The organism is Streptomyces sp. GL_141 (genome assembly GCF_057834385.1).
Map to the genome: position 1 here is coordinate 3,403,804 of NZ_CM174402.1, position 23,542 is coordinate 3,427,345.

The window sequence follows — 23,542 nt, forward strand, 5'->3', positions numbered from 1 at the left end:
GTCCCGGGGATGACGGGGGGCTCTTGAGCGAGCCCCCCGTCAGGCCCGTCAGACCTCTTCGACGCTGCTCGGCTCACGCCGGGACAGGTCGATACCGAGCTCCTCCGCCGCGCGGAAGACGTCCTCGTCGGTGTCGCGCATCTCGATGGACATGCCGTCCGAGGACAGCACCTCCACGTTGAGGCAGAGCGACTGCATTTCCTTGATGAGCACCTTGAAGGACTCGGGAATGCCCGGCTCGGGGATGTTCTCGCCCTTGACGATGGCCTCGTAGACCTTCACGCGGCCGGTCACGTCATCGGACTTGATGGTCAGGAGCTCCTGGAGGGCGTAAGCGGCGCCATAAGCCTCAAGCGCCCACACCTCCATCTCACCGAAGCGCTGGCCACCGAACTGCGCCTTACCACCCAGCGGCTGCTGCGTGATCATCGAGTACGGACCGGTCGACCGAGCGTGGAGCTTGTCGTCGACCAGGTGGTGGAGCTTCAGGATGTACATGTAGCCGACCGAGACCGGCTCCGGGAACGGCTCGCCGGAGCGGCCGTCGAACAGACGCGCCTTGCCGGACGGGAGGACCAGGCGGTCACCGTCGCGGTTCGGGATGGTGTGCTCGAAGAGGCCGGAGATCTCGTCCTCGCGGGCACCGTCGAACACCGGGGTGGCGACGTTGGTGCCGGGCTCGACGCGGTCGGCGCCGATGACCTTCAGCCGCTCGGCCCACTCCTCCGCGAGGCCGGAGACGTCCCAGCCGCGGCTGGCGAGCCAGCCGAGGTGGATCTCCAGGACCTGTCCCGGGTTCATTCGGGACGGGACACCCAGCGGGTTCAGGATGATGTCGACCGGCGTGCCGTCCTCAAGGAAGGGCATGTCCTCGATCGGAAGGATCTTGGAGATGACACCCTTGTTGCCGTGGCGGCCGGCGAGCTTGTCACCGTCGGTGATCTTGCGCTTCTGGGCGACGTAGACGCGGACCAGCTGGTTCACGCCCGGGGGAAGCTCGTCGCCCTCCTCGCGGTCGAAGACGCGGACACCGATGACCTTGCCGATCTCACCGTGAGGGACCTTGAGCGAGGTGTCACGCACCTCGCGGGCCTTCTCACCGAAGATCGCGCGGAGCAGGCGCTCTTCCGGGGTCAGCTCGGTCTCGCCCTTGGGCGTGACCTTGCCGACCAGGATGTCGCCGGCGACGACGTCCGCACCGATGCGGATGATGCCGCGCTCGTCGAGGTCCGCGAGGACCTCCTCGGAGACGTTCGGGATGTCCCGGGTGATCTCCTCGGGGCCCAGCTTGGTGTCACGGGCGTCGACCTCGTGCTCCTCGATGTGAATCGAGGAGAGGACGTCGTCCTGTACGAGGCGCTGCGACAGGATGATCGCGTCCTCGTAGTTGTGACCTTCCCAGGGCATGAACGCGACGAGCAGGTTCTTGCCGAGGGCCATTTCGCCCTCTTCGGTCGCAGGACCGTCGGCGAGGACCTGGGACTCGATGATCCGGTCACCCTCGTTGACGATGACCTTCTGGTTGACCGAGGTGCCCTGGTTCGAGCGGGAGAACTTGGCGACGCGGTACGTGGTGTACGTGCCGTCGTCGTTGGCGACGGTGATGTAGTCGGCCGAGACCTCCTGGACGACACCGTCCTTCTCCGCACGGATCGAGTCACCGGCGTCGACCGCACAGCGGTACTCCATGCCGGTGCCGACGAGCGGCGCCTCCGCCTTGATGAGCGGAACGGCCTGGCGCATCATGTTCGCGCCCATGAGGGCACGGTTGGCGTCGTCGTGCTCCAGGAAGGGGATCATCGCGGTCGCGACGGACACCATCTGGCGCGGGGAGACGTCCATGTAGTCGACGTCGTCGCCGGCGATGTAGTCGATCTCGCCGCCACGACGGCGAACCAGTACGCGGTTCTCCGTGAAGCGCATGTCGTCGGACAGGCCGGCGTTGGCCTGGGCGATGACGAAGCGGTCTTCCTCGTCGGCCGTCAGGTAGTCGACCTCGTCGGTGACGACACCCTCGATGACCTTGCGGTACGGGGTCTCGACGAAACCGAACGCGTTGACGCGGCCGTAGGACGCGAGCGAGCCGATCAGACCGATGTTCGGGCCTTCAGGGGTCTCGATCGGGCACATGCGGCCGTAGTGCGACGGGTGGACGTCTCGGACCTCGAAGCCGGCCCGCTCACGGGACAGACCACCCGGGCCAAGCGCCGACAGACGGCGCTTGTGGGTGAGACCCGACAGCGGGTTGTTCTGGTCCATGAACTGCGACAGCTGGCTGGTGCCGAAGAACTCCTTGATGGAGGCGACGACCGGCCGGATGTTGATCAGGGTCTGCGGCGTGATCGCCTCGACGTCCTGGGTCGTCATCCGCTCGCGGACGACGCGCTCCATACGAGCCAGACCCGTACGGACCTGGTTCTGGATGAGCTCGCCGACGTTGCGCAGACGACGGTTGCCGAAGTGGTCGATGTCGTCGGTCTCGACGACGATCGAACGACCCGACTCACCGACGGTCTCGGTCTCACCGGCGTGCAGCTTGACCAGGTACTTGATGGTCGCGATGACGTCGTCGGTGGTGAGCACGCCGGCGTCCAGCGGCTCATCGGCGCCGAGCTTCTTGTTCACCTTGTAGCGGCCGACCTTCGCGAGGTCGTAGCGCTTCGGGTTGAAGTAGAGGTTCTCGAGCAGCGTCTGAGCGGCTTCGCGGGTCGGCGGTTCGCCGGGACGCAGCTTGCGGTAGATGTCGAGCAGCGCGTCGTCCTGGCCCTGGGTGTGGTCCTTCTCCAGGGTGGCGCGCATGGACTCGTACTCGCCGAACTCCTCGAGGATCTGCTCGGTGGTCCAGCCGAGAGCCTTCAGGAGGACGGTGACGGACTGCTTGCGCTTGCGGTCGATGCGAACACCGACCATGTCGCGCTTGTCGATCTCCATCTCGAGCCAGGCACCCCGGGAAGGGATGATCTTGGCGGCGAAGATGTCCTTGTCGGACGTCTTGTCGATGGAGGAGTCGAAGTAGACACCGGGGGAACGGACGAGCTGCGACACGACGACACGCTCGGTGCCGTTGATGACGAAGGTGCCCTTGTTGGTCATGAGCGGGAAATCGCCCATGAAGACCGTCTGAGACTTGATCTCTCCGGTCTCGTTGTTCGTGAACTCGGCAGTGACGAAAAGCGGCGCCGCGTACGTGAAGTCGCGGTCCTTGCACTCGTCGACCGAGTTCTTCGCCGGCTCGAAACGGTGGTCGCGGAACGTCAGCGACATCGACCCGGAGAAGTCCTCGATCGGCGAGATCTCCTCGAAGATCTCTTCCAGACCGGACTTGGTGGGAACGTCCTGTCCGCTCTCAAGCGCCGACTCGACGCGAGACTTCCAGGCGGCGTTGCCGAGCAGCCAGTCAAAGCTCTCGGTCTGCAGCGCCAGGAGGTTCGGAACCTCGAGGGGCTCCTTGATCTTTGCAAAGGAGATGCGCAGCGGGGCGGTGCTGGCACCGTTGTTCGTATTGGTCGAGGCGTTGCGCGAGGCGGCCAAGAGGGGGTCCTTCCGAGGGCTCGGACTCACTACGCGCGTACCGGTCCCAGCTGACACAGAAGACAAGCGCCCCCCATCTGGTCAAAAGGACCAGCTCAGGGCCGTTCAATCAAGTGTGCTCATGCGTGGGCATGCCCCTGGCGACGGGCAGGGGGCAGCTAACAGGCAGCGCAAAGGGTCAGTGTAGCCACTAGGCTCACTGATGTCCAGACCAGGTTTCCGGAAACCGGCAACAGGCCTTCCCCATGTCGTTTCAACTGCGTCCAACGGTTCGGCTCTCGCATACAGAGCGCGTAACAGTACTGCCCTCTTCGTAGTCGATCCATGCCCGATACGGGCGCGATCCATGCCTCGGATCTCGGATCGAGTCTGCCGATCTCGCGACGGATCTGAGAATTGCGCGCCGCGTCCCGTTCGTCAAGGCCCCCTGCTCCGAGCGGATCATCGAAGGACCCTGCCGCAGAGCAACGAAGATCACCCTACTCCCCAACGAGACGGGGGCAAATCAGGCACTCCGGGTACGCCAAAGGGCGACCACCCTTACGGGTGATCGCCCTTGGTTGAGGCCTCAGAGAGGCCTCAGAGGTGTTACTTGACCTCGACGGACGCGCCGGCGGCCTTGAGGGTCTCGGCGGCCTTGTCAGCGGCCTCCTTGGCGACCTTCTCGAGGACGGGCTTCGGAGCGCCGTCGACGAGGTCCTTGGCCTCCTTCAGGCCGAGGGAGGTCAGCTCGCGGACGACCTTGATGACCTGGATCTTCTTGTCACCGGCGGCGGTGAGGATGACGTCGAACTCGTCCTGCTCCTCGACGGCCTCAACAGCGGCGCCGCCACCGGCGGGGCCGGCAACCGCGACGGCCGCAGCGGCGGTGACGTCGAACTTCTCCTCGAACGCCTTCACGAACTCGGAGAGCTCGATGAGGGTGAGCTCCTCGAACTGAGCGAGCAGGTCTTCCTGAGAGAGCTTCGCCATGATGGGCGATCCTTCCACTAAATCGGCAGGTGCCGGATGTATATAGAGGCGGGCGTAACGGCCCGCTTTGACCCGCGCACTAGGCGGCGCGGATCAGTGCGCGAGCCGAATTACTCGGCACCGCCCTGCTCGGCGAGCTTGACGCGAAGCGCTTCCGCAGTGCGGACGAACTTCGACGGCAGCGCCTGGAAGAGCGAGGCAGCCTGAGACTGCTTGCCCTTGAACGCGCCGGCCAGCTTGCTGAGCAGAACCTCGCGGGACTCGAGGTCCGCAAGCTTCTTGATCTCATCGGCGGTGAGCGCCTTACCATCAAGGACACCCGCCTTGATGATGAGGTTCGGGTTTTCCTTGGCGAAGTCACGCAGGCTCTTCGCCGACTCCACCGGGTCACCGGTGATGAAGGCGACCGCGGTGGGACCAGCGAAGTGCTCGTCCAGCGCGGTGATCCCGGCCTGGTTGGCCGCAATCTTGGTCAGCGTGTTCTTCACCACGGCGTACTGGGCGTTCTCACCGAGAGAGCGACGCAGCGTCTTGAGCTGCGCGACGGTGAGACCCCGGTACTCGGTCAGCACGGCGGCGTTCGAGTCGCGGAACTGGTCCGTGAGCTCGGCTACCGCGGCAGCCTTGTTGGGCGTCGGCATAGTGCGTCGGCCTCCTTCCGGGTGATGAGGACCGCTCAGAAGGGGCATAAACACGAAACGCCCCGGCGCAGGCGCCAGGGCGTAGCTCAACCGGAACGAGTCCGGGAACTTTCCTTGAACACCTGCGCAGGACGTCCGCAGTTAGCGGATCCTTCGGCCACCGCCCCCTTGCGGGCACGGCAACGACCAGCGGTCTTTGGCTTCTCCGGAAGAGTACGTGAACGTTCGCCGGTCAGGCAAATCGGTCAGCCCGGGGCCGACGACGGCCCGCCGGGGTCAGGCACCCGCGCCCGCCCCGCCCATCTCCTTGAGCATCCCGAAGAGGTCGAAGCTCTCGCTGTCGGCCGGGGTCTGCACGGTGGCCGCCGAGCCGTAGTCCGAGTAGTAGGCGTCCATGTCGATCTTTCCGCCGGTCATCTCCATGGAGACGCTCATGCGGACCGGGTAGCCCTCCTTGTTGACCCACAGGCTCGTGTCGTAGCCCTTGAGGCCGGCCTTCTTGACGTTCTCGACCAGCGCCGCGCGGTCGGCCTCGGAGAGCAGCTTGGAGGACTCGTTGGCGGCGAGCATCTCCTCGAAGCTCAGCGTGCCCTGGTAGCGCTCCGCGGCCACGCCCTCGACCTGCTCGGTACCGACGTGCTTGAGGTTCTTCGAGTCGAGCAGCAGCGCGATCTGCTGTGCCGGGTCCTGGTTCATGTTGCCCAGGCCGCCGAGACCGGCGGGGCCCGCTCCCCCGGCCTCCGCGGCGGCGTTCAGGTCCAGCTTCATCCAGCGCTTGCCGTCCAGCTGGGCGGCGTTCGCGGTGCCCATGTCCATGTACATGACGTTGTTCACGACCACCATGCGGATGGCGTCGGGGATCTCCCCGCCCCCGGCGCCGGCGAGCTCCTTGAACATCGAGCCCTTCATGGTGATGTCCATGACGGCCGGGTCCCACCCCTGGACCCCGGAAAGCTCCACCGTGCCGCCACCGGCCTTGCTGTCCGCCGGCAGCGACATCGTCATGCGGACCTTGGCCGACTTCGCCGCCGCCGTCTTCTTGTAGGCGGCCTGGATGGCCTCCGCGGGGCTCTGCTTCACCGCGGCCGGAGACTGGGCCGCGGGCTCGTCCGCGGCCTTCGTGGCGCCGTCCTGACATCCCGCGACGCCGGCCATCACCGTGACCGCTGCCAGCGAGACACCGGCACGCGTCCATACGGACTTCTTCTTCATTTCCCCACCCCTTGGTTACCGCTCTGCGGAACGATCGCAAACTGCCTGCACATCGCAGGCAGTTCACTGTGAACCACGTGTGGATCGCCTGTCGAGCAGGTTAGGGCGCGCGCCGGGGACGTCCACGGACAAAAAAATCCGGGCCCCCCGCCCCTTGGAGGGGGCGAAGGGCCCGGATTCGACCGTTCAGCGAGCCGTGAGGCTCAGAGCCCGAGGGCTCGGGGCTGATCAGACCGCGGCCGGGTCTTCCTCGACGAGGAGGTTCCGGGTGCGGTTGGAGTCCAGCAGGATGCCGGGACCCATCGTGGTGCTGAGGGCGGCCTTCTTGATGTAGCGGCCCTTCGCGGCGGACGGCTTCAGACGAAGGATCTCGTCGAGGGCCGCACCGTAGTTCTCGACCAGCTGCTCATCGGAGAAGGAGACCTTGCCGATGATGAAGTGCAGGTTCGAGTGCTTGTCGACGCGGAACTCGATCTTGCCACCCTTGATCTCGGTGACAGCCTTCGCGACGTCCATCGTGACGGTGCCGGTCTTCGGGTTCGGCATCAGGCCACGGGGACCGAGCACGCGGCCGAGGCGGCCGACCTTGCCCATGAGGTCCGGCGTGGCGACAACGGCGTCGAACTCGTTGAGGCGGTTGCCCTTGGCGATCTCGTTGATGAGCTCGTCGTCGCCGACAATGTCGGCGCCGGCGGCTTCCGCGGCCGCAGCACGGTCACCGGTCGCGAAGACCAGGACCCGGGCAGTCTTGCCGGTGCCGTGCGGGAGGTTCACGGTGCCGCGGACCATCTGGTCGGCCTTGCGCGGGTCTACACCCAGGCGGAAGGCGACCTCGACGGTGCTGTCGAACTTGGTCGCGGAGGTCTCCTTGGCGACACGGACGGCCTCGAGCGGGGCGTAGAGCTTCTCCCGGTCGACCTTGGCGTCCGCAGCGCGGAGAGTCTTGCTGCGCTTCACTTCTGCTCCTGTGTTGTGATCAGGCATGGAGTCGTGGTGCGGACCAGCGCTTGGCCCTACCACTGTGGTGCTGGGGGGTGGCTGAATCAGCCTTCGACCGTGACGCCCATCGAACGCGCGGTGCCGGCGATGATCTTCATCGCGGCGTCGACGTCGTTGGCGTTCAGGTCGGGCATCTTCAGCTCGGCGATCTCGCGGACCTGGGCGCCGGAAAGCTTGGCGACCTTGGTCTTGTGCGGCTCGCCGGAGCCCTTCTCGATGCCTGCGGCCTTCAGGATGAGGCGCGCGGCCGGCGGCGTCTTGGTGATGAAGGTGAAGGAGCGGTCGTCGTAGACCGTGATCTCCACCGGCACGACCATGCCGCGCTGCGACTCGGTCGCGGCGTTGTAGGCCTTGCAGAACTCCATGATGTTGACGCCGTGCTGACCGAGCGCGGGGCCGACCGGCGGAGCCGGGTTGGCCGCACCGGCCTTGATCTGGAGCTTGATAAGCCCCGTGATCTTCTTCTTCTTGGGAGGCATTGCTCTCTCCGGGTCCTAGTGAGAGTTTTCGCCGCCAATCCGGTCATCCGGATGGAGGCATACCGCACCACGATAACGGGTATCGGTGCGAGGCTGAAAACCGAGCAGGTCAGACCGCCCGCAAGGGGGCAATCTGACCTGTCCGGAAGCGTGTGCCAGAAGGCTGTGGATCAGTTCTTCTGGATCTGGTCGAAGCTGAGCTCGACCGGGGTCTCGCGGCCGAAGATCTCGACGAGACCCTTGACCTTCTTCGAGTCCGGGTTGATCTCGTTGATGGTCGCCTGCAGCGTCGCGAACGGGCCGTCGGTGACGGTGACCGAGTCGCCGACCTCGAAGTCCAGGACCTCGATGGCGCGCTTGACGGCGGGCGCCGGCAGACCGGCCTCTTCCGCTGCCAGCTTGGCGGCCTTCTCCTGCAGCTCCGGAGCGAGCATCTTGACGATCTCGTCCAGGGTCAGCGGGTACGGGTCGTACGCGTTGCCCACGAAGCCGGTGACGCCCGGGGTGTTGCGGACGACGCCCCAGGACTCGTTCGTCAGATCCATGCGGACGAGAACGTAACCGGGCAGCTTGTTCTGCCGGACGTTCTTGCGCTCGCCGTTCTTGATCTGGACGATCTCTTCCTCGGGCACCTCGGCCTGGTAGATGAAGTCCTCGACGTTGAGCGAGACGGCGCGCTGCTCCAGGTTGGCCTTCACGCGCTTCTCGTAGCCGGCGTAGGTGTGGATGACGTACCACTCGCCGGGCAGGAGGCGCAGCTCTTCGCGCAGGGCCTGGATGGGGTCGACGGGCTCGGCGGGCTCGGCGTCGGCGGCCTCTACGGCCTCCGCGTCGTCCTCAGCCTCGTCTTCCTCGGAGGACTCGTCTTCGTCGGAGGCCTCGTCGGAGACCTCTTCGTCGGCGTCGTCCTCGTCATCGGACTCGTCGTCGGCCTCTTCGGCCTCCGCGTCGTCCTCGGCTTCGGCGTCGACCTCACCCTCGACGTGCAGCGCGGCCTCTTCGGCGGCGACACCCGCCTCGGCGTCGGCGAGCTCGGCCTCGTCGGGGTCCACAGCGTCTGCAGCCTCGACGATGTCGAGCTCGTCCTCGACGGACTCGACGGAGTCGGGGCTCACGTTCAGGTTCGGGTCAGACACGGTGGCTGCTTCTTCCTGGATACAAAAGGTGGTCGAACATGCGAAAACGGGCGGCACCCATCAAGGCGCCGCCCTCCGCGGGGATCAGCCGAAGACGAACTTGATGGCTTCCTGGAACCCATAGTCAATCACGGTCACCAGACCGATCATGATGACGACGAAGACAATCACCACAGTGGTGTACGTCGTCAGCTGGTTGCGAGTGGGCCATACAACCTTGCGGAGTTCCGCGACGATCTGGCGGTAGAACAGCGCGAGACGACCCAGAGGGCCCTTCTTACCGCGCTTGCCGCCCTTGCGGGCCTTCTTCTCGCGAGTGTCATCCTCGGCGTCAGGCATGTCGATGGAGCCCAGGGCGTCCGTCACGTCTCTCACCTGAATCCGGGTCGTGGCCGTAGCCGCGCCCGGTTGCGCCGCACGGCACTGCATCTAAGTACGTACCTGCGCACACACGTCCGAGAAGGAGTGTGGAGCAGGGCCGGAGGGACTCGAACCCCCAACCGCTGGTTTTGGAGACCAGTGCTCTACCAATTGAGCTACGACCCTTTGCGTGCCCCAACCTACCGCATCCAGACGAGTGCACGGTGTGCTCACGCTCTGCAGCGGTTGACTTGGGCCAACGACGGTTGAGTGTACGTGGTCCGGGCCCTGACGTCGAACAGCACCGTCCGGAGAGCGGCCGTCCGGTAACTGAAACGGAGTGCGGCGCTCGTTTCCCGTCTGGGACGATTGGCCGCATGACCTCTGAAACGCCTTCCGCCGAGCGCCGCGTATCCGCCCGTATCGGTGCCATCTCCGAATCCGCCACCCTCGCCGTCGACGCCAAGGCCAAGGCCCTCAAGGCCGCCGGGCGTCCGGTGATCGGTTTCGGAGCGGGCGAGCCCGACTTCCCCACCCCGGACTACATCGTCGACGCCGCGGTCGAGGCCTGCCGCAACCCCAAGTACCACCGCTACACGCCGGCCGGCGGTCTGCCCGAGCTGAAGGCCGCCATCGCCGCGAAGACGCTGCGCGACTCCGGCTACGAGGTCGACGCGTCGCAGGTGCTGGTGACCAACGGCGGCAAGCAGGCGATCTACGAGGCGTTCGCGGCCATCCTGGACCCGGGTGACGAGGTCATCGTCCCGGCGCCGTACTGGACCACGTACCCGGAGTCGATCCGTCTCGCCGGCGGTGTCCCGGTCGAGGTCGTCGCCGACGAGACCACCGGTTACCGGGTCTCCGTCGAGCAGCTCGAAGCGGCCCGCACCGAGCGCACGAAGGTCGTCCTCTTCGTCTCCCCGTCGAACCCGACCGGCGCCGTCTACACCGAGGCCGACGCCGAGGCGATCGGCCGCTGGGCCGTCGAGAAGGGCCTGTGGGTCCTGACCGACGAGATCTACGAGCACCTGGTCTACGGCGACGCGAAGTTCGTCTCCCTCCCGGCGATCGTTCCCGAGCTGGCCGACAAGTGCATCATCGTCAACGGCGTCGCCAAGACGTACGCCATGACGGGCTGGCGCGTGGGCTGGGTCATCGGCCCGAAGGACGTGGTCAAGGCCGCGACCAACCTCCAGTCGCACGCCACCTCCAACGTCTCCAACGTGGCCCAGGTCGCGGCGCTGGCCGCCGTCTCCGGCAACCTGGACGCCGTCCACGAGATGCGCACCGCTTTCGACCGCCGCCGCCAGACGATGGTGCGGATGCTGAACGAGATCGACGGCGTCTTCTGCCCGACCCCCGAGGGCGCCTTCTACGTCTACCCGGCGGTCAAGGACGTCCTCGGCAAGGAGATCCGCGGCAAGCGCCCGCAGACCTCCGTCGAGCTCGCGGCCCTGATCCTGGACGAGGCCGAGGTCGCGGTCGTCCCGGGCGAGGCCTTCGGCACCCCCGGCTACCTCCGCCTCTCCTACGCCCTGGGCGACGAGGACCTGGTCGAGGGCGTCTCCCGCATCCAGAAGCTCCTCGCGGAGGCCAAGGCCTGAGCCTCCGGCGGCTCCGTAGCCACGCCTGAGCGGCGGTTCCCCTCCGGGGGAGCCGCCGCTCAGGCGTTCACCGGCCGGCTCCAGCCGTATCCAGCCCCTCCGGCGTTTGAGGAGCGGGGTCCGGGGTGGAGCCCCGGAGAACGGGCGAAGGGCGGGTAGGGGACAGCCCGCGCAGCGGCACCCCGGCGCCCCCGACCCCAGGATTTACGTTCGGGCAAGCCCCCGTTCAGGGAATCGGGCTGCAGGCCGAGGTGAATGTGCGGCAGGATCACCGGATGGAGCACGTACGCGATCTCACGCTTCTGCCGAAAGCCCACCTCCACCTGCACTTCACCGGCTCGATGCGCCCGTCGACCCTGCTGGAGCTCGCCGACAAGTACGGCGTCCGCCTCCCGGACGCCCTCACCTCCGGCGAGCCGCCGAAGCTCCGCGCCACGGACGAACGCGGCTGGTTCCGCTTCCAGCGGCTCTACGACGCCGCCCGCTCCTGCCTGCGCGAGCCCGACGACATCCGCCGCCTGGTCCGCGAGGCCGCGGAGGAGGACGTGCGCGACGGCAGCGGCTGGCTGGAGATCCAGGTGGATCCCACCTCCTACGCCCCCCTCCTCGGCGGGATGATCCCGGCCGTCGAGATCATCCTCGACGCCGTGGACGCCGCCTCCCGCGAGACCGGACTCGGCATGCGGGTCGTCATCGCGGCCAACCGCATGAAGCACCCCCTCGACGCCCGCACCCTGGCCCGGCTCGCCGTCCGCTACGCCGACCGCGGCATCGTCGGTTTCGGCCTCTCCAACGACGAGCGCCGCGGCATGGCCCGCGACTTCGACCGGGCCTTCGCCATCGCCCGTGAGGGCGGACTCCTCGCGGCCCCGCACGGCGGCGAGCTCACCGGCCCGTCCTCCGTCCGCGACTGCCTCGACGATCTGCACGCCGCCCGCATCGGGCACGGCGTACGGGCCGCCGAGGACCCCCGCCTGCTCAAACGGCTCGCCGACCGCCAGATCACCTGCGAGGTCTGCCCCGCGTCCAACGTTGCGCTCGGGGTCTACGAACGCCACGAGGACGTCCCGCTGCGCACCCTCTTCGAGGCCGGGGTCCCGATGGCCCTCGGCGCCGACGATCCGCTGCTCTTCGGGTCCCGGCTCGCGGCCCAGTACGAGATCGCCCGCCGGCACCACGCCTTCACGGACGCGGAGCTCGCCGAGCTGGCCCGCCAGTCGGTGCGCGGCAGCGCCGCGCCCTCCGACGTACAGGACAAGCTGCTGGCCGGGATCGACCACTGGATCACGACGTAAGGCCCCGGCGGTGCCTCAGCGCGTGAGCCGCAGGTCGCCCTCGTGGCAGTCGGCCCGCACCCGCGCGCCGTCCGGGAAGCCGATCTCCAGGTGGGTGCGCCCCTGCGCGGGCAGGGCGAACTCCGCGACCGATTCCACGGTGTCGCCGAGGTGGCGCAGGAAGGGGTGGTCTCCGAGGTCCTCGCCGACCTCGATGCGACCCCACTCCCCCATGTCGTAGGGCTCGTGCGGCGACTCGGACTCCACGATGAGGCAGGCGTCGGACCCGGTGGTGATCCGGGTGGACTCCCCGTCGCTGTCGAGGAGCCAGACGTCGAGGGGCGCCTCGGAGCGTTCGCCGTCGCTGATGTGCCAGGACGCGACGACCCTTCTGATCGTGCGTCCCACCAGCCGGGTGGGGTCCGTACCGGCCCCGTGCAGGGGACAGAGCATGGGCGGGCCGGGACTCCTCAGATGCTGACGCCGACCGTCACCGGCTCGTTGACCAGGGTGACGCCGAAGGCCGCGTGGACGCCCGCGACCACCTCGCGGGCCAGGGCGAGGAGGTCTTCGGTGGTGGCCTCGCCCCGGTTGGTGAGGGCGAGGGTGTGCTTGGTGGAGATGCGGGCGGGGCCGTCCCCGTAGCCCTTGGTGAAGCCGGCCTTGTCGATCAGCCAGGCCGCGCTGGTCTTCGTACGGCCCTCGCCGGCCGGGTACGCGGGCGGGGCCGTCTCGGGGCCGAGGCGCTCCTGGGCGCGGGCGAGGAAGGCGGCGTACGCCTCGTCGCCGAGGATCGGGTTGTGGAAGAAGGAGCCGGCCGACCAGGTGTCGTGGTCGGCGGGGTCGAGGACCATGCCCTTGCCGGCGCGCAGCCGCAGGACGGTCTCCCGGGCCTGCGCCGCGGGCACCCGGTCCCCGGCCTGCACGCCGAGGGCGCGGGCCGTCTCGGGGTACTTGACCGGCGCGGACAGGCCGCCCGCGTCCTCCAGGGCGAACCGGACGCGCAGGACGACGTACCGGTCGGGCCGGTGCTTGAAGAGGCTGTCGCGGTACGCGAACGCGCAGTCGGCGGCCGACAGCGTGACCGTTTCCCCGCGGGTGCGGTCGTAGGCGACGACCTCGGTGATCGTGTCGCAGACCTCCTGGCCGTACGCCCCGACGTTCTGGATCGGGGTGGCGCCGGCCGAGCCGGGGATCCCGGCGAGGCATTCGATGCCCGCGAGCCCGGCGTCGACCACGCGGGCGACGGCCTCGCTCCAGTTCTCGCCGGCCGCGAGCTCCAGCCGGGTCCCGTCGAGCGCGAACCCGGTGGTCGCGATCCGCAGGGCGGTGCCGTCGAAGCCCCGGTCGCCGATGACCAGGTTGCTGCCGCCGCCGATGACCAGGAGCGGGGTGCCGCTCTCGTCCGCGGCGCGCACGGTGGCGACGACCTCGGCGTCGGTGGTCGCGGTGACCAGCCGGGCGGCGGGGCCGCCGAGCCGGAAGGTGGTCAGCGGGGCGAGGGGGGCGTCGTGGAGTTCCTGCACGTGGACAAGAGTACGGTCCGCGTCCCCCCGAGCAGGCGGGGCCACGGACCGTACGCGTACCGCAGGGCCGTACGGGGCCGGAACGGCCCGCCTCACCCGCGCTCCGGCCCGCGCTCCTCCTCCTGTTTCCCCGCCTGCTCGGCGAGGCGGCGCTCCGCCTCGCCCCAGCTGACGGGGAGCTCGCTCGCCGGGACCGTCCAGACAGGGTCAGGAAGGTGCGGCGCAGGACCCGGGCCCGGGCATGACGGGCCTTTCCTCGCTGGTGACGTGTCGTACGGGACTGCGTGCGGCGCGGCGGCTGCGGTTCCCCCGCCGGCCGCCGCGCAGGCACCGGCCGGCGAGCGGGACCCGCTCAGACGGCCACCTTCTCGGGGACGCGCCCGCCGGCCGGGGCCGCGCCGTGGCCGTCCGCCGACGGGTCCTCCGATGCCCGCTCCGCCGTCGGCAGGGACGCCGCGGCCCGGGCCTTCTCCGCGGCCCGGCCGGGGAGCAGCAGGGCCAGGACGGCCGCCAGGGCGACGGCGGCGCCGCCGATCCACAGGGCGGGGACGGTGCCGTCGGTGAAGGACTGCCCGGACTGGTAGCCGCCCTGGGCGGAGAAGACGGAGGCGAGGACGGCGACGCCGAGGGCTCCGCCGACTTCGCGCAGGGCGCTGTTGGCGCCGGCGGCCTTGCCCTGGTCGGCGGGGGCGACGGTGGACATGAGGGCGTTGGAGGCGGGAGCGAAGAACAGGCCCATCCCGATGCCACTGATGATCATCGCGGGGAGCTGGGCGGCGTAGGAGACTTCGGTGCCCAGGATCACGGCGAACCAGCCGAGGCCGATGGCCTGGAGCGCCAGCCCGGCGACCACGACGGGGCGGCTGCCGATCCGGTCGGAGAGGATCCCGGAGATCGGGGCGGCGATCATGGGCATCGCGGTCCAGGGGAGCATGCGCAGCCCGGCTTCGGTGGGCGAGTAGCCGAGGACGCCCTGGAGGAACTGGCTCAGCAGGAAGATCGAGCCGAACATCCCGACGAACATCAGCAGGCTCGCCATGTTGATGCCGAAGAAGCCCCGGTCGCGGAAGAGCCGCATGGGCAGCACCGGGTTGGCGTTGCGGAAGCCGTGGTGGATGAACCCGCCCACGAGCGCGGCCCCCACCAGCAGCGCGCTGAGTACGGGAAGGCTGGTCCAGCCGTGCGCGTTGGCGTTGACCAGCCCGTAGACGATGCCGAAGAGCCCGCCGCTGATGAGCAGGGTGCCCGGGATGTCGAGCTTCGCCTGCGGGGCGGTGGACTCGCCGAGCCGCATCCGGGAGAGCGGCATGAGGGCCAGCCCGATCGGGACGTTCAGCCAGAAGATCCACTGCCAGGAGATGTGCTCGGTGAGGGTGCCGCCGATGAGCGGCCCACTGGCTACGGCGAGGCCGGTGAGGGCTCCGTAGATGCCGAGGGCCATGCCGCGCCGGGCGGCGGGGACGGCGACGGTCAGCAGCGTGAGCGAGAGGGGCATCATGATCGCCGCGCCGACTCCCTGGACGGCTCGGGCGGCGATGAGCTCGTCGATGCCGGGCGAGAGGGCCGCGGCGGCGGAGGCGACGGTGAAGACGGCCGTACCGGCGATGAAGAGCCGGCGGCGGCCGAACCGGTCACCGAGGGCCGCGCCGAACATGAGCAGGACGGCGAAGGTGAGCGTGTACGCGTTCACCGTCCACTCCAGGTCCTCCAGCTTCCCGCCGAGGTCCTCGCGGATGGACGGGAGCGCGGTGGTGACGACGAGGTTGTCGAGCGCGGCCATGAAGCTGGCGGCCCCGGTGATGACGAGGGCCCAGACGGCAGGCCCGCGAAGCTTGGTGTCTTGCACGATTCCCCCAAAACTAGTTATTGATCACTAACTTCAACGGACATGACCGAGCCCCGTACCGGCGGACCGGCAGGACACGACGGGAGGCGCGGGACGCGACGGCGAACGGACGGGCGGCAGGGCGGACGGACGGCAGGGGGCGGCGGGTATGAACACAGGGCCGTACTCGCCACCCGGGCCGCACTCGCTACTCGGGCCGCACTCGCTACTCGGGCCGGACGCCCGGATAGCAGCCGTCCCAGACCCGGTGCCCCGGAGGGAACCCCATGGCCGACAGGACGTTGATCAGCATTCCGTAGGCGAGGAAGCTGGCCGTCTCCTGCACGTCCGCCCCGAGCGGCACGTGCAGGGTGTCCCACAGCTCCATCCAGGCGGCCCGCACCATCTCACCGAACTCCGGCTCCCCGGCAGCCTCGGCCGCGGCGACGGTCACGTACGTCTGGAGCTGCATCTGCAGCTTCTCGGGCTGCTCGGCGATCAGCTGCATGTAGGCCGCGCTCATCGCCTGGACCGCATCCTCGCCCTGGAGACCCTCGCCGGCCCCCTCGAGGACGCGCCGGATGTCCTCCATGCAGCGGGCGGCGGCGGCCAGGAAGATGGCCTGCTTGTTCGGAAAGAGCCGGAAGAGGTACGGCTGCGATACCCCGACCCGCTTGGCGATCGCCTCGGTGGAGGTCCCGTAGTACCCACCCCGCGCGAACTCGCCCATCGCCGCCAGGATGACGCTCTCGCGCCGCTCTTCCGCACTCATCCTTGCCATGTTTCAAAGTTAGTACTCAATCACTAACTTGGCAAGACCGATCCCCGGGCACCCACCAAAAAGGCCCTGACCTGCGAGTTTCCTCGCCGGCCAGGGCCTTGTCGGTCATACAGGAACCACAGGAGCCCCAAGCGACTCCGGGGAGAGCCAGGGGGACGGGGATCCCTACGCGAGAGCAACCACCGCGCGCGACATCCCCAGCACCTTCTGCCCGGCGCTCGTGGCCGTCAGGTCGACCCGCACCCGGTTGTCGTCCAGCTTCGCCCCGACCTTGGCCGTGACCTCGATCAGCGCACCCTGCCCGTCGTTCGGGACGACGACCGGCTTCGTGAACCGCACGCCGTACTCGACGACCGCACCCGGGTCACCGACCCAGTCGGTCACCACGCGGATCGCCTCGGCCATGGTGAACATGCCGTGGGCGATCACGTCGGGCAGTCCGACCTCGGTGGCGAACTTCTCGTTCCAGTGGATCGGGTTGAAGTCACCCGACGCACCCGCGTACCGCACCAGCGTCGCCCGCGTGACGGGGAAGGACGCCGCCGGCAGCTCGGTGCCGACCTCGACTTCGTCGTACTGGATCTGGGCAGCCATCTCAGGCCTCCTCGGGGGCGGAACCGGCGGCGGGAGCGGCGGCGGGCTCGGGCGCCCGGGAGACGAGCTTCGTCCAGGCGGTCACCACGTGCTCGCCGGACTCGTCGTGGACCTCGCCGCGGATGTCGATGACGTCGTTGCCCGCGAGCGACTTGATGGCCTCGATGGTCGAGGTCACCGTCAGCCGGTCCCCGGCCCGCACGGGACGGGTGTACGCGAACTTCTGGTCGCCGTGCACGACGCGGCTGTAGTCCAGCCCCAGCTGCGGGTCGTCGACGACCTGGCCGGCCGCCACGAATGTGATGGCAAACACAAAGGTCGGCGGGGCGATCACGTCTTGGTGACCGAACGCCTTGGCTGCTTCGGGATCCGTGTACACCGGATTGGCGTCACCCACCGCGACCGCGAATTCGCGGATCTTCTCCCGGCCGACCTCGTACGGATCGGTGGGCGGGTAGCTCCGCCCCACGAAGGACTGGTCGAGCGCCATGACTCCCTACCTCCCTGTTGAAACGATCTGTCGAAACGACACAAGGCCGCCCCCCAATGAAGGGGACGACCTCATGACGGTATGACTGTGCCTGTTGTACGAGACTTCGCCAGTTGTTAGCGGGTCTCGCGGTGCGCGGTGTGCGAGTTGCAACGCGGGCAGTGCTTCTTCATCTCAAGACGGTCCGGGTTGTTACGCCGGTTCTTCTTGGTGATGTAGTTCCGCTCCTTGCACTCCACGCAGGCCAGCGTGATCTTCGGGCGGACGTCGGTGGCAGCCACGTGAGTGCTCCTTGACGGACAATTGGACGGATGAACGCATAAAAGAGTAGCCGATCGGGAGACCGACCCCGCAATCGGCTACTGTGTGTAGCGGCGACCGGACTTGAACCGGTGACACAGCGATTATGAGCCGCTTGCTCTACCGACTGAGCTACGCCGCTTTGATGAGATCCGCTCCCCACCCGAGGGTGGGGAACCTCTCTCACCAGAGCCCCAATGCGGAATCGAACCGCAGACCTTCTCCTTACCATGGAGACGCTCTACCGACTGAGCTATTGGGGCGAGCGAGGAAGACATTACACGGTCGCCCGCCGATCGCCCAAATCCTTTGCGGGGCCTGGCCTCCGAGCACCACCGCCGCCTTTCTTGATCCCCGAGAAACCCGCCTCCGGCCCCTCTCCGAGCACCTTTCCCCCCGAAAGGTGTCAGGCATCACACCCAAGATCCCCCGCCCCCACTCTGAGTCACCCCGAGCCCCACCCCCACCCCCGCTCCGCAGCCCCTCCGGGTCAGTCCCGGGGCGAACACACCCCCGGGACCGTGGGACAACCACGGGGCCGGGGGGCCGGGGCCAGGCACGGGTCCACGGCCGAGCACAGACCGGGCGGGACGCGGGCGAGCCCGGGCGGGACACGGAGACGGGACCAAGGCCGAGCCCGAACCGGCGGGGGCCAGACCCGGACCGGGCGCGGAGGTGGGGCCGGGCCCGGACCGGGCGGGACACGGGCCGAGCCCGGGCGGGACACGGAGACGGGACCAAGGCCGAGCCCGAACCGGCGGGGGCCAGACCCGGACCGGGCGCGGAGGTGGGGCCGGGCACCAGACGGGCGGGGGCGGGGGCGGGGCCGGCTCGAAGCCGCCCGGTGCGAAGGACGGGGTACGGGGTACGGGGTACGGGGTACGCAGGCACGGGCACGGACCCTGACGGGCTCGGACGCGGGGCTAATCACAGCGGCGGGCGGGGCCAGGCACGGGTCCACGGCACGCATGCGGCGAGGCCACAGCCGGCCCCAGGACGGCTACGGACCCGGGAGCGACTCCCCCACCACCACCGGAGCAGACCGTGGAGTCCGCGCCTGCCGGGGCCTCTGGCCAGGCCCCAGCAGGCCCCGGGCGCGCTGAGCCGGCCGCGGAGCCCTCAGCGGAGGCCAGAGCGGGCGCAGGCTCGCGCAGGCGGGCCAGTCGCAAGGCAGCAGCAACCCCCGCATGGCCGAGGCCACTGCAGGCCGGGCGGTGCCCACTCAGACCGGCACCGGAGCCGACCGCAGAGTCCCCACCGGAGGCGAGGCCCAGGGGCCCGGGGTCAGGGGCCCGGGGTCAGGGGTCAGGGGTCAGGGGTCAGGGGTCAGGGGTCAGGGACCCGGAGCCAGGGGCCCGGGGTCAGGGGTCAGGGACCCGGAGCCAGGGACCCGGAGCCAGGGGCAGGGGCCGAGGCCGAGGCCAGGGCCGGGGCCGAGGGCCGGGGCCGAGGGCCGAGGGCCGGGGGCCGAGGGCCGGGGGCCGGGGGCCAGGGGCCAGGGGCCAGGGGCCAGGGGCCAGGGGCCAGGGGCCAGGGGCCAGGGGCCAGGGGCCAGGGGCCAGGGGCCGGGGGCCAGGGGCCGGGGGCCGGGGGCCGGGGGCCGGGGCAGTACCCAGAGCCGGGACCTGAGGTCGGCACCCGGGGGGCGGCACCCTGGGGCGAGACGCAGAGCGGGACCCGGAGGCGACACCCGGAGGCGCGACGCAAAGCGGGGCCCTGGGGCGGCACCCGGGGCGTGCCCGCGAGGGGCGCCTAGGCGGGCGATCCACCCAGACGCACCGGTACGACTATTGCCCTCTTCCGCGAAGCGGGCACCCCTGCCCCCTAGGCTCTGAGCACGCTGCGTGATCTTGGGCCGCGGGCCGCGGCCACGGCCCCAGGAACCGCCCGAGCCACCGCAGGAGCGCGATGTCCGACAGCCCGCCGCAGCAGCCGTCCCACTCCCCGCGCAACCGCCCCGGCAGCGGCCAGGGGCAGGGGCAAGGACAGGGGCAGGGCCGCGGCCCCGAGGGCACTCAGGGAGACCCTGCCCCGGCGGCCCCCGAGTCCACCACCCTGCTGCTCACCGGCGCCCGCCTCACCGACGGCCGCACCGTCGACGTCCGCCTCGACGTCCGCCTCGGCGGCGGCCGGATCCAGGCCGTCGGCACGGCCGGCAGCCTGCCCGCCGCCGCGGGCGCCCGCGTCGACCTCACCGGCTACCTGCTGCTCCCCGCGCCCGCCGAGCCCCACTCCCACGGGGACACCGCCCTGACCGCGGACAGCGAAGGGCCCGTCTCGTACTCCCCCGACGAGGTGCAGCGCCGTGCCACCGAGGCGGCCCTGCTCCAGCTCGGGCACGGCGCCACGGCCGTCCGGTCCCACGTGCGCATCGGCGACGTACACGGCCTCGGCCCCCTGGAGGCCGTGCTGCAGGCCCGCCGCTCCCTGCGCGGGCTCACCGATCTCACCACCGTCGCCGTTCCCCGCCTGCTGACCGGGGTGGCCGGGGCCGACGGGCTCGCCATGCTGCGGGACGCCGTGAAGATGGGCGCCTCCGTCATCGGCGGCTGCCCCGACCTCGACCCCGACCCCACCGGCTTCCTCGAAGCCGTACTGGAACTCGCCTCCGAGCACGGCTGCCCCGTCGACCTGCACACCGACGGCGACGACCCCGCCCGCCTGTCCCGGCTCGCGGCGATGGCCGGCGGGCTGCGGCCCGGGGTCTCCATCGGGCCCTGCGGCGGTCTGTCCCGGCTCCCGCTGGACGTGGCGACCCGCGCCGCCGACCAGCTGGCGGCCGCCGGCGTACGGGTGACCTGCCTCCCCCAGGGCGACTGCGCGGCCCTGGAACGGCGGGGCCTGCGCACCGCCCCCGTACGGCTGCTGCGCGCCGCCGGGGTGCGTGTCGCGGCGGGCAGCGGGGCCTTGCGGGACGCGGGCAACCCGGTCGGACGCGGGGACCCGCTCGAAGCCGCGTACCTCCTGGCCTCCCAGGGCGGGCTCCGCGCCACCGAGGCCTACCACTCGGTCGCCGGCGCCGCCCGCGAGGCGATGGGCCTGCCGGAGGTGCGGGTGGAGGCCGGGTTCCCGGCGGAGCTGCTCGCCGTGCGCGGGGACCGGATCGCGAGCGTGCTGTCCCTCGCGTACAGCCGGATCGTGATCCACCGCGGGCGGGTGGTAGCCCGGACGAGTGCCGTACGGGAGTACTGCGACTCCGCCGTCGCGGTGGCCCTGGACCTGCCCCGGCAGGGCCGTATGGAGCCCGGCCCCTGAGCGTTCACCGCATGTTCCCGGGCGCGGTCGCCCGGCTCGTCGTACGGTCGTGGCATGCGCATCGTCATCGCGGGTGGACACGGTCAGATCGCGCTGCGGCTGGAGCGCCTGCTCGCCGCGCGCGGGTACGAGGTCGCGGGCATCATCCGCGATCCGGCGCAGGGCGACGACCTCAGGGAGGCGGGCGCCGAACCGGTGCTGTGCGACCTGGAATCGGCGTCGGTCGAGCACGTGGCGGGCATCCTGCAGGGCGCGGACGCCGCGGTGTTCGCCGCCGGCGCGGGTCCCGGCAGCGGGGCCGGGCGCAAGGACACCGTGGACCGGGGCGCGGCCGTGCTGTTCGCGGACGCCGCCGAACGGGCCCGGGTACGCCGCTTCCTGATGGTCTCCTCGATGGGCGCGGACACCCGCCGCGAGGGCGACGAGATCTTCGACGCCTACCTCCGCGCCAAGGGCGAGGCCGACGAGCACGTCCGCACCCGTCTGGGTCTGGAGTGGACGATCCTGCGCCCTGGCTCGCTGATCGACGACGCGGGTACGGGTCTGGTCCAGCTGGAGGCGCAGACGGGCCGCGGGCCGGTCACCCGCGACGACGTGGCGGCGGTCCTCGCCGAGCTGATCGAGACGCCCGCGACCGCGGGCCTCACCCTGGAACTGATCGCGGGCTCGACCCCGGTCCCGGTGGCGGTCAAGGACGTCGCGGGCAACTAGCCGCCGCCCCGCGGCCGGGAACGCGAACGGCCCCCCGGCCGGGCACGGACCCGACCGGTCAGCGGTCGGCCGCCGGACGTCAGAATTCGGCGGATCAGAAATCGGCGGTCAGGCGGTCGTCGGAGCGGCCGACCGAATCCTGCTGGAACCGCTGCTCGTACGCCTTCCGGATCCGCTCGATGCGCGTGCCGCGCTCGTCGGCCTCCTTCTCCGGGTACAGCAGCACCACCTCGTACGAGATCTCGTGGATGATCTTCCCGTCCCGCAGCCACTGGCCGCGGCCGTCCTGGAGGGTCAGCCCCTCGGGGAAGGCGGGGGTGATCTCCCGTTCGAGGAACCCCATGAACTCCCGCTCCCCGACCGGTGGACGGCCGTCCGGCCGCTCGGTGCCGAAGTAGAGCCGGGTCTCCTGGTAGGGATCCCCCACATGGCCGTTCAGCGCCGCTCCGACCAGAGCCGGGATCCCCGCTCCGAGCAGGGCGAGGAGCACCCCGCCGCCGACCTTTCCGCGCGTGTCAGAAGTCCATTTCACGCCGGATGAACGACCGGAGCCCCACATCGGTACGCCCGATCCGCCCGTTGGGCTCACCCCGCACCCCCGGCGGGGCGTACGGATCGTTGAGCGTCCGGGTATACGAGAAAACCCCCGCCCATCGCATTTCTGCAATGGGCGAGGGTTTCACTCGCGTGGCGGCGCCAGGGTTCGAACCTGGGTAGGCTGAGCCGGCAGATTTACAGTCTGCTCCCTTTGGCCACTCGGGCACACCGCCATGATCGCTGCCATCTTTCCGCCTTGCGGCGGCGCTCCGTGGCAACGACGTAAACGATACCCGATGACCGGGGGTGCTTCGCCACCGGATTGATCAGCACCGCACGTGGGCGCGGTGGCTAGGCTTTGCGGAGCGGTCCGGGGATGTCCGGCCGCGCCCTTCGGGGCCGTCACTACCGACTTCAAGGAGCCACAGCACATGGCCGACTCCAGTTTCGACATCGTCTCGAAGGTCGAGCGGCAGGAGGTCGACAACGCCCTCAACCAGTCCGCCAAGGAGCTCTCGCAGCGCTACGACTTCAAGGGCACCGGCGCCACGATCGCCTGGTCCGGCGAGAAGATCCTGATGGAGGCGAACTCCGAGGAGCGCGTCAAGGCCGTCCTGGACGTCTTCGAGACCAAGCTGGTCAAGCGCGGGATCTCCCTCAAGGCGCTCGACGCCGGTGAGCCGCAGCTGTCCGGCAAGGAGTACAAGATCTTCGCCACGATCGAGGAAGGCATCTCCCAGGAGAACGCCAAGAAGGTCGCGAAGATCATCCGGGACGAGGGCCCCAAGGGCGTCAAGGCCCAGGTCCAGGGCGAGGAGCTGCGCGTCAGCTCCAAGAGCCGCGACGACCTCCAGGAAGTCCAGGCCCTCCTCAAGGGCAAGGACCTGGACTTCGCGATCCAGTTCGTGAACTACCGCTGATCACCGGCTTCGGCCTCGGTTCAGCCCGCACGCCGGCCCGGCGGTCCTTCGAGGACCGCCGGGCCGCGGTCGTCGCGGCGGGCGCGGCAGCGCGCGGGCAGCGGGTTCGGGTGGCGGGCGCGGGCAGCGGGCGCGGGCCGTGGGCGCGGGCAGCAGGCGCGGGCCGTGGGCGCGGGCAGCAGGCGCGACAGCGCGCGAGCAGCGCGCGGGTGGCGGGCGCGGGCAGCGGGGTGGTTGTGGTCCGGCGTTGTGGCGGGGCGTCGTGGGCGGCGTCGCCGGACCGGCGCTCGGTGGGTGTGTGCCCGGCGTGAACGGCGTACGCGCCCGTGCCGTCCTCCGTGTGCACTTGGGCGGGCGGTAGTGCGCCCACCAGGGTGAGGGGTGTCCGTCACCGC

Annotated in this window: 21 protein-coding genes and 4 tRNA genes; 5 read left to right on the plus strand and 20 right to left on the minus strand. The window is 69.8% G+C overall.

The genetic code is table 11. The annotated features are described in order from the left end of the window. Positions 1-48: 48 nt before the first annotated feature. The 9 genes from rpoB to AC3IX6_RS14615 form a co-directional block, all read right to left on the minus strand. A complete protein-coding gene (gene rpoB / locus AC3IX6_RS14575; RefSeq protein ID WP_243333342.1) occupies positions 49-3,531 on the minus strand; it encodes a DNA-directed RNA polymerase subunit beta in 3,483 nt (1,160 codons plus the stop codon). Between the two features lie 588 nt (positions 3,532-4,119). Continuing rightward, positions 4,120-4,503 carry a 50S ribosomal protein L7/L12 gene (rplL, locus tag AC3IX6_RS14580; protein ID WP_489370516.1) on the minus strand — a complete coding sequence of 128 codons (384 nt, stop codon included), beginning with the start codon at positions 4,501-4,503 and terminating at the stop codon, positions 4,120-4,122. Between the two features lie 110 nt (positions 4,504-4,613). Beyond that, complete coding sequence (rplJ, locus tag AC3IX6_RS14585) at positions 4,614-5,144, minus strand: 50S ribosomal protein L10 (RefSeq protein ID WP_215023401.1); 531 nt, start codon at positions 5,142-5,144, stop codon at positions 4,614-4,616. Positions 5,145-5,420: 276 nt separating this feature from the next. After that, positions 5,421-6,356, minus strand: coding sequence for an SCO4651 family lipoprotein (locus AC3IX6_RS14590; protein ID WP_489370517.1), 936 nt, complete (start codon positions 6,354-6,356; stop codon positions 5,421-5,423). 228 nt (positions 6,357-6,584) lie between these two features. After that, positions 6,585-7,313 carry a 50S ribosomal protein L1 gene (gene rplA / locus AC3IX6_RS14595; RefSeq protein ID WP_327254470.1) on the minus strand — a complete coding sequence of 243 codons (729 nt, stop codon included), beginning with the start codon at positions 7,311-7,313 and terminating at the stop codon, positions 6,585-6,587. 86 nt (positions 7,314-7,399) lie between these two features. Next, positions 7,400-7,834, minus strand: coding sequence for a 50S ribosomal protein L11 (rplK, locus tag AC3IX6_RS14600; protein WP_266905484.1), 435 nt, complete (start codon positions 7,832-7,834; stop codon positions 7,400-7,402). A 170-nt stretch (positions 7,835-8,004) separates the two neighbouring features. After that, complete coding sequence (gene nusG, locus AC3IX6_RS14605; protein ID WP_489370518.1) at positions 8,005-8,970, minus strand: transcription termination/antitermination protein NusG; 966 nt, start codon at positions 8,968-8,970, stop codon at positions 8,005-8,007. Positions 8,971-9,054: 84 nt separating this feature from the next. Further along, the gene (gene secE / locus AC3IX6_RS14610) at positions 9,055-9,336 is read right to left on the minus strand and encodes a preprotein translocase subunit SecE (RefSeq protein ID WP_030298162.1); all 282 of its coding nucleotides are present in this window, start codon (positions 9,334-9,336) and stop codon (positions 9,055-9,057) included. Positions 9,337-9,443: 107 nt separating this feature from the next. Then, a tRNA-Trp gene (locus tag AC3IX6_RS14615) sits at positions 9,444-9,516 on the minus strand. Between the two features lie 191 nt (positions 9,517-9,707). On the opposite strand from AC3IX6_RS14615, the gene AC3IX6_RS14620 reads away from it, so the two are divergent. Then, the gene (locus AC3IX6_RS14620; protein ID WP_266905489.1) at positions 9,708-10,934 is read left to right on the plus strand and encodes a pyridoxal phosphate-dependent aminotransferase; all 1,227 of its coding nucleotides are present in this window, start codon (positions 9,708-9,710) and stop codon (positions 10,932-10,934) included. A gap of 275 nt (positions 10,935-11,209) precedes the next feature. Continuing rightward, the gene (locus AC3IX6_RS14625) at positions 11,210-12,229 is read left to right on the plus strand and encodes an adenosine deaminase (protein WP_489370519.1); all 1,020 of its coding nucleotides are present in this window, start codon (positions 11,210-11,212) and stop codon (positions 12,227-12,229) included. Between the two features lie 15 nt (positions 12,230-12,244). Here AC3IX6_RS14625 and AC3IX6_RS14630 read toward each other — a convergent pair whose 3' ends face one another. The 9 genes from AC3IX6_RS14630 to AC3IX6_RS14670 all read right to left on the minus strand — a co-directional run bounded on the left by AC3IX6_RS14630 (position 12,245) and on the right by AC3IX6_RS14670 (position 17,987). Next, positions 12,245-12,661 carry a hypothetical protein gene (locus AC3IX6_RS14630; protein ID WP_489370520.1) on the minus strand — a complete coding sequence of 139 codons (417 nt, stop codon included), beginning with the start codon at positions 12,659-12,661 and terminating at the stop codon, positions 12,245-12,247. A 17-nt stretch (positions 12,662-12,678) separates the two neighbouring features. Then, on the minus strand, positions 12,679-13,734 hold the full coding sequence (locus AC3IX6_RS14635; RefSeq protein WP_489370521.1) for a UDP-N-acetylmuramate dehydrogenase: 1,056 nt from the start codon (positions 13,732-13,734) through the stop codon (positions 12,679-12,681). A gap of 352 nt (positions 13,735-14,086) precedes the next feature. Then, positions 14,087-15,514, minus strand: coding sequence for a DHA2 family efflux MFS transporter permease subunit (locus tag AC3IX6_RS14640; protein WP_489371449.1), 1,428 nt, complete (start codon positions 15,512-15,514; stop codon positions 14,087-14,089). 271 nt (positions 15,515-15,785) lie between these two features. Further along, positions 15,786-16,340, minus strand: a complete 555-nt coding sequence (locus AC3IX6_RS14645; protein WP_489370522.1) for a TetR/AcrR family transcriptional regulator — start codon at positions 16,338-16,340, stop codon at positions 15,786-15,788. A gap of 165 nt (positions 16,341-16,505) precedes the next feature. Beyond that, on the minus strand, positions 16,506-16,934 hold the full coding sequence (locus tag AC3IX6_RS14650) for a MaoC family dehydratase (RefSeq protein ID WP_489370523.1): 429 nt from the start codon (positions 16,932-16,934) through the stop codon (positions 16,506-16,508). A 1-nt stretch (position 16,935) separates the two neighbouring features. Beyond that, on the minus strand, positions 16,936-17,424 hold the full coding sequence (locus AC3IX6_RS14655) for an FAS1-like dehydratase domain-containing protein (protein ID WP_489370524.1): 489 nt from the start codon (positions 17,422-17,424) through the stop codon (positions 16,936-16,938). Positions 17,425-17,540: 116 nt separating this feature from the next. Continuing rightward, a complete protein-coding gene (rpmG, locus tag AC3IX6_RS14660) occupies positions 17,541-17,705 on the minus strand; it encodes a 50S ribosomal protein L33 (protein WP_003956487.1) in 165 nt (54 codons plus the stop codon). Positions 17,706-17,793: 88 nt separating this feature from the next. After that, positions 17,794-17,866 (minus strand) — tRNA-Met (locus AC3IX6_RS14665). Positions 17,867-17,914: 48 nt separating this feature from the next. Further along, a tRNA-Thr gene (locus AC3IX6_RS14670) sits at positions 17,915-17,987 on the minus strand. Between the two features lie 1,645 nt (positions 17,988-19,632). On the opposite strand from AC3IX6_RS14670, the gene AC3IX6_RS14675 reads away from it, so the two are divergent. Beyond that, complete coding sequence (locus AC3IX6_RS14675) at positions 19,633-20,979, plus strand: amidohydrolase family protein (RefSeq protein WP_489370525.1); 1,347 nt, start codon at positions 19,633-19,635, stop codon at positions 20,977-20,979. 54 nt (positions 20,980-21,033) lie between these two features. Continuing rightward, the gene (locus tag AC3IX6_RS14680; protein WP_489370526.1) at positions 21,034-21,690 is read left to right on the plus strand and encodes an SDR family oxidoreductase; all 657 of its coding nucleotides are present in this window, start codon (positions 21,034-21,036) and stop codon (positions 21,688-21,690) included. Positions 21,691-21,784: 94 nt separating this feature from the next. On the opposite strand, the gene AC3IX6_RS14685 is transcribed toward AC3IX6_RS14680, so the two are convergent. Both AC3IX6_RS14685 and AC3IX6_RS14690 read right to left on the minus strand, forming a co-directional pair. Beyond that, complete coding sequence (locus AC3IX6_RS14685; protein WP_489370527.1) at positions 21,785-22,222, minus strand: DUF3574 domain-containing protein; 438 nt, start codon at positions 22,220-22,222, stop codon at positions 21,785-21,787. A 156-nt stretch (positions 22,223-22,378) separates the two neighbouring features. Beyond that, positions 22,379-22,460: transfer RNA gene (locus tag AC3IX6_RS14690), tRNA-Tyr, on the minus strand. Between the two features lie 198 nt (positions 22,461-22,658). Between AC3IX6_RS14690 and AC3IX6_RS14695 the strand changes: the two genes are divergently transcribed. After that, complete coding sequence (locus AC3IX6_RS14695) at positions 22,659-23,147, plus strand: YajQ family cyclic di-GMP-binding protein (RefSeq protein WP_243333311.1); 489 nt, start codon at positions 22,659-22,661, stop codon at positions 23,145-23,147. Positions 23,148-23,542 lie beyond the last annotated feature (395 nt).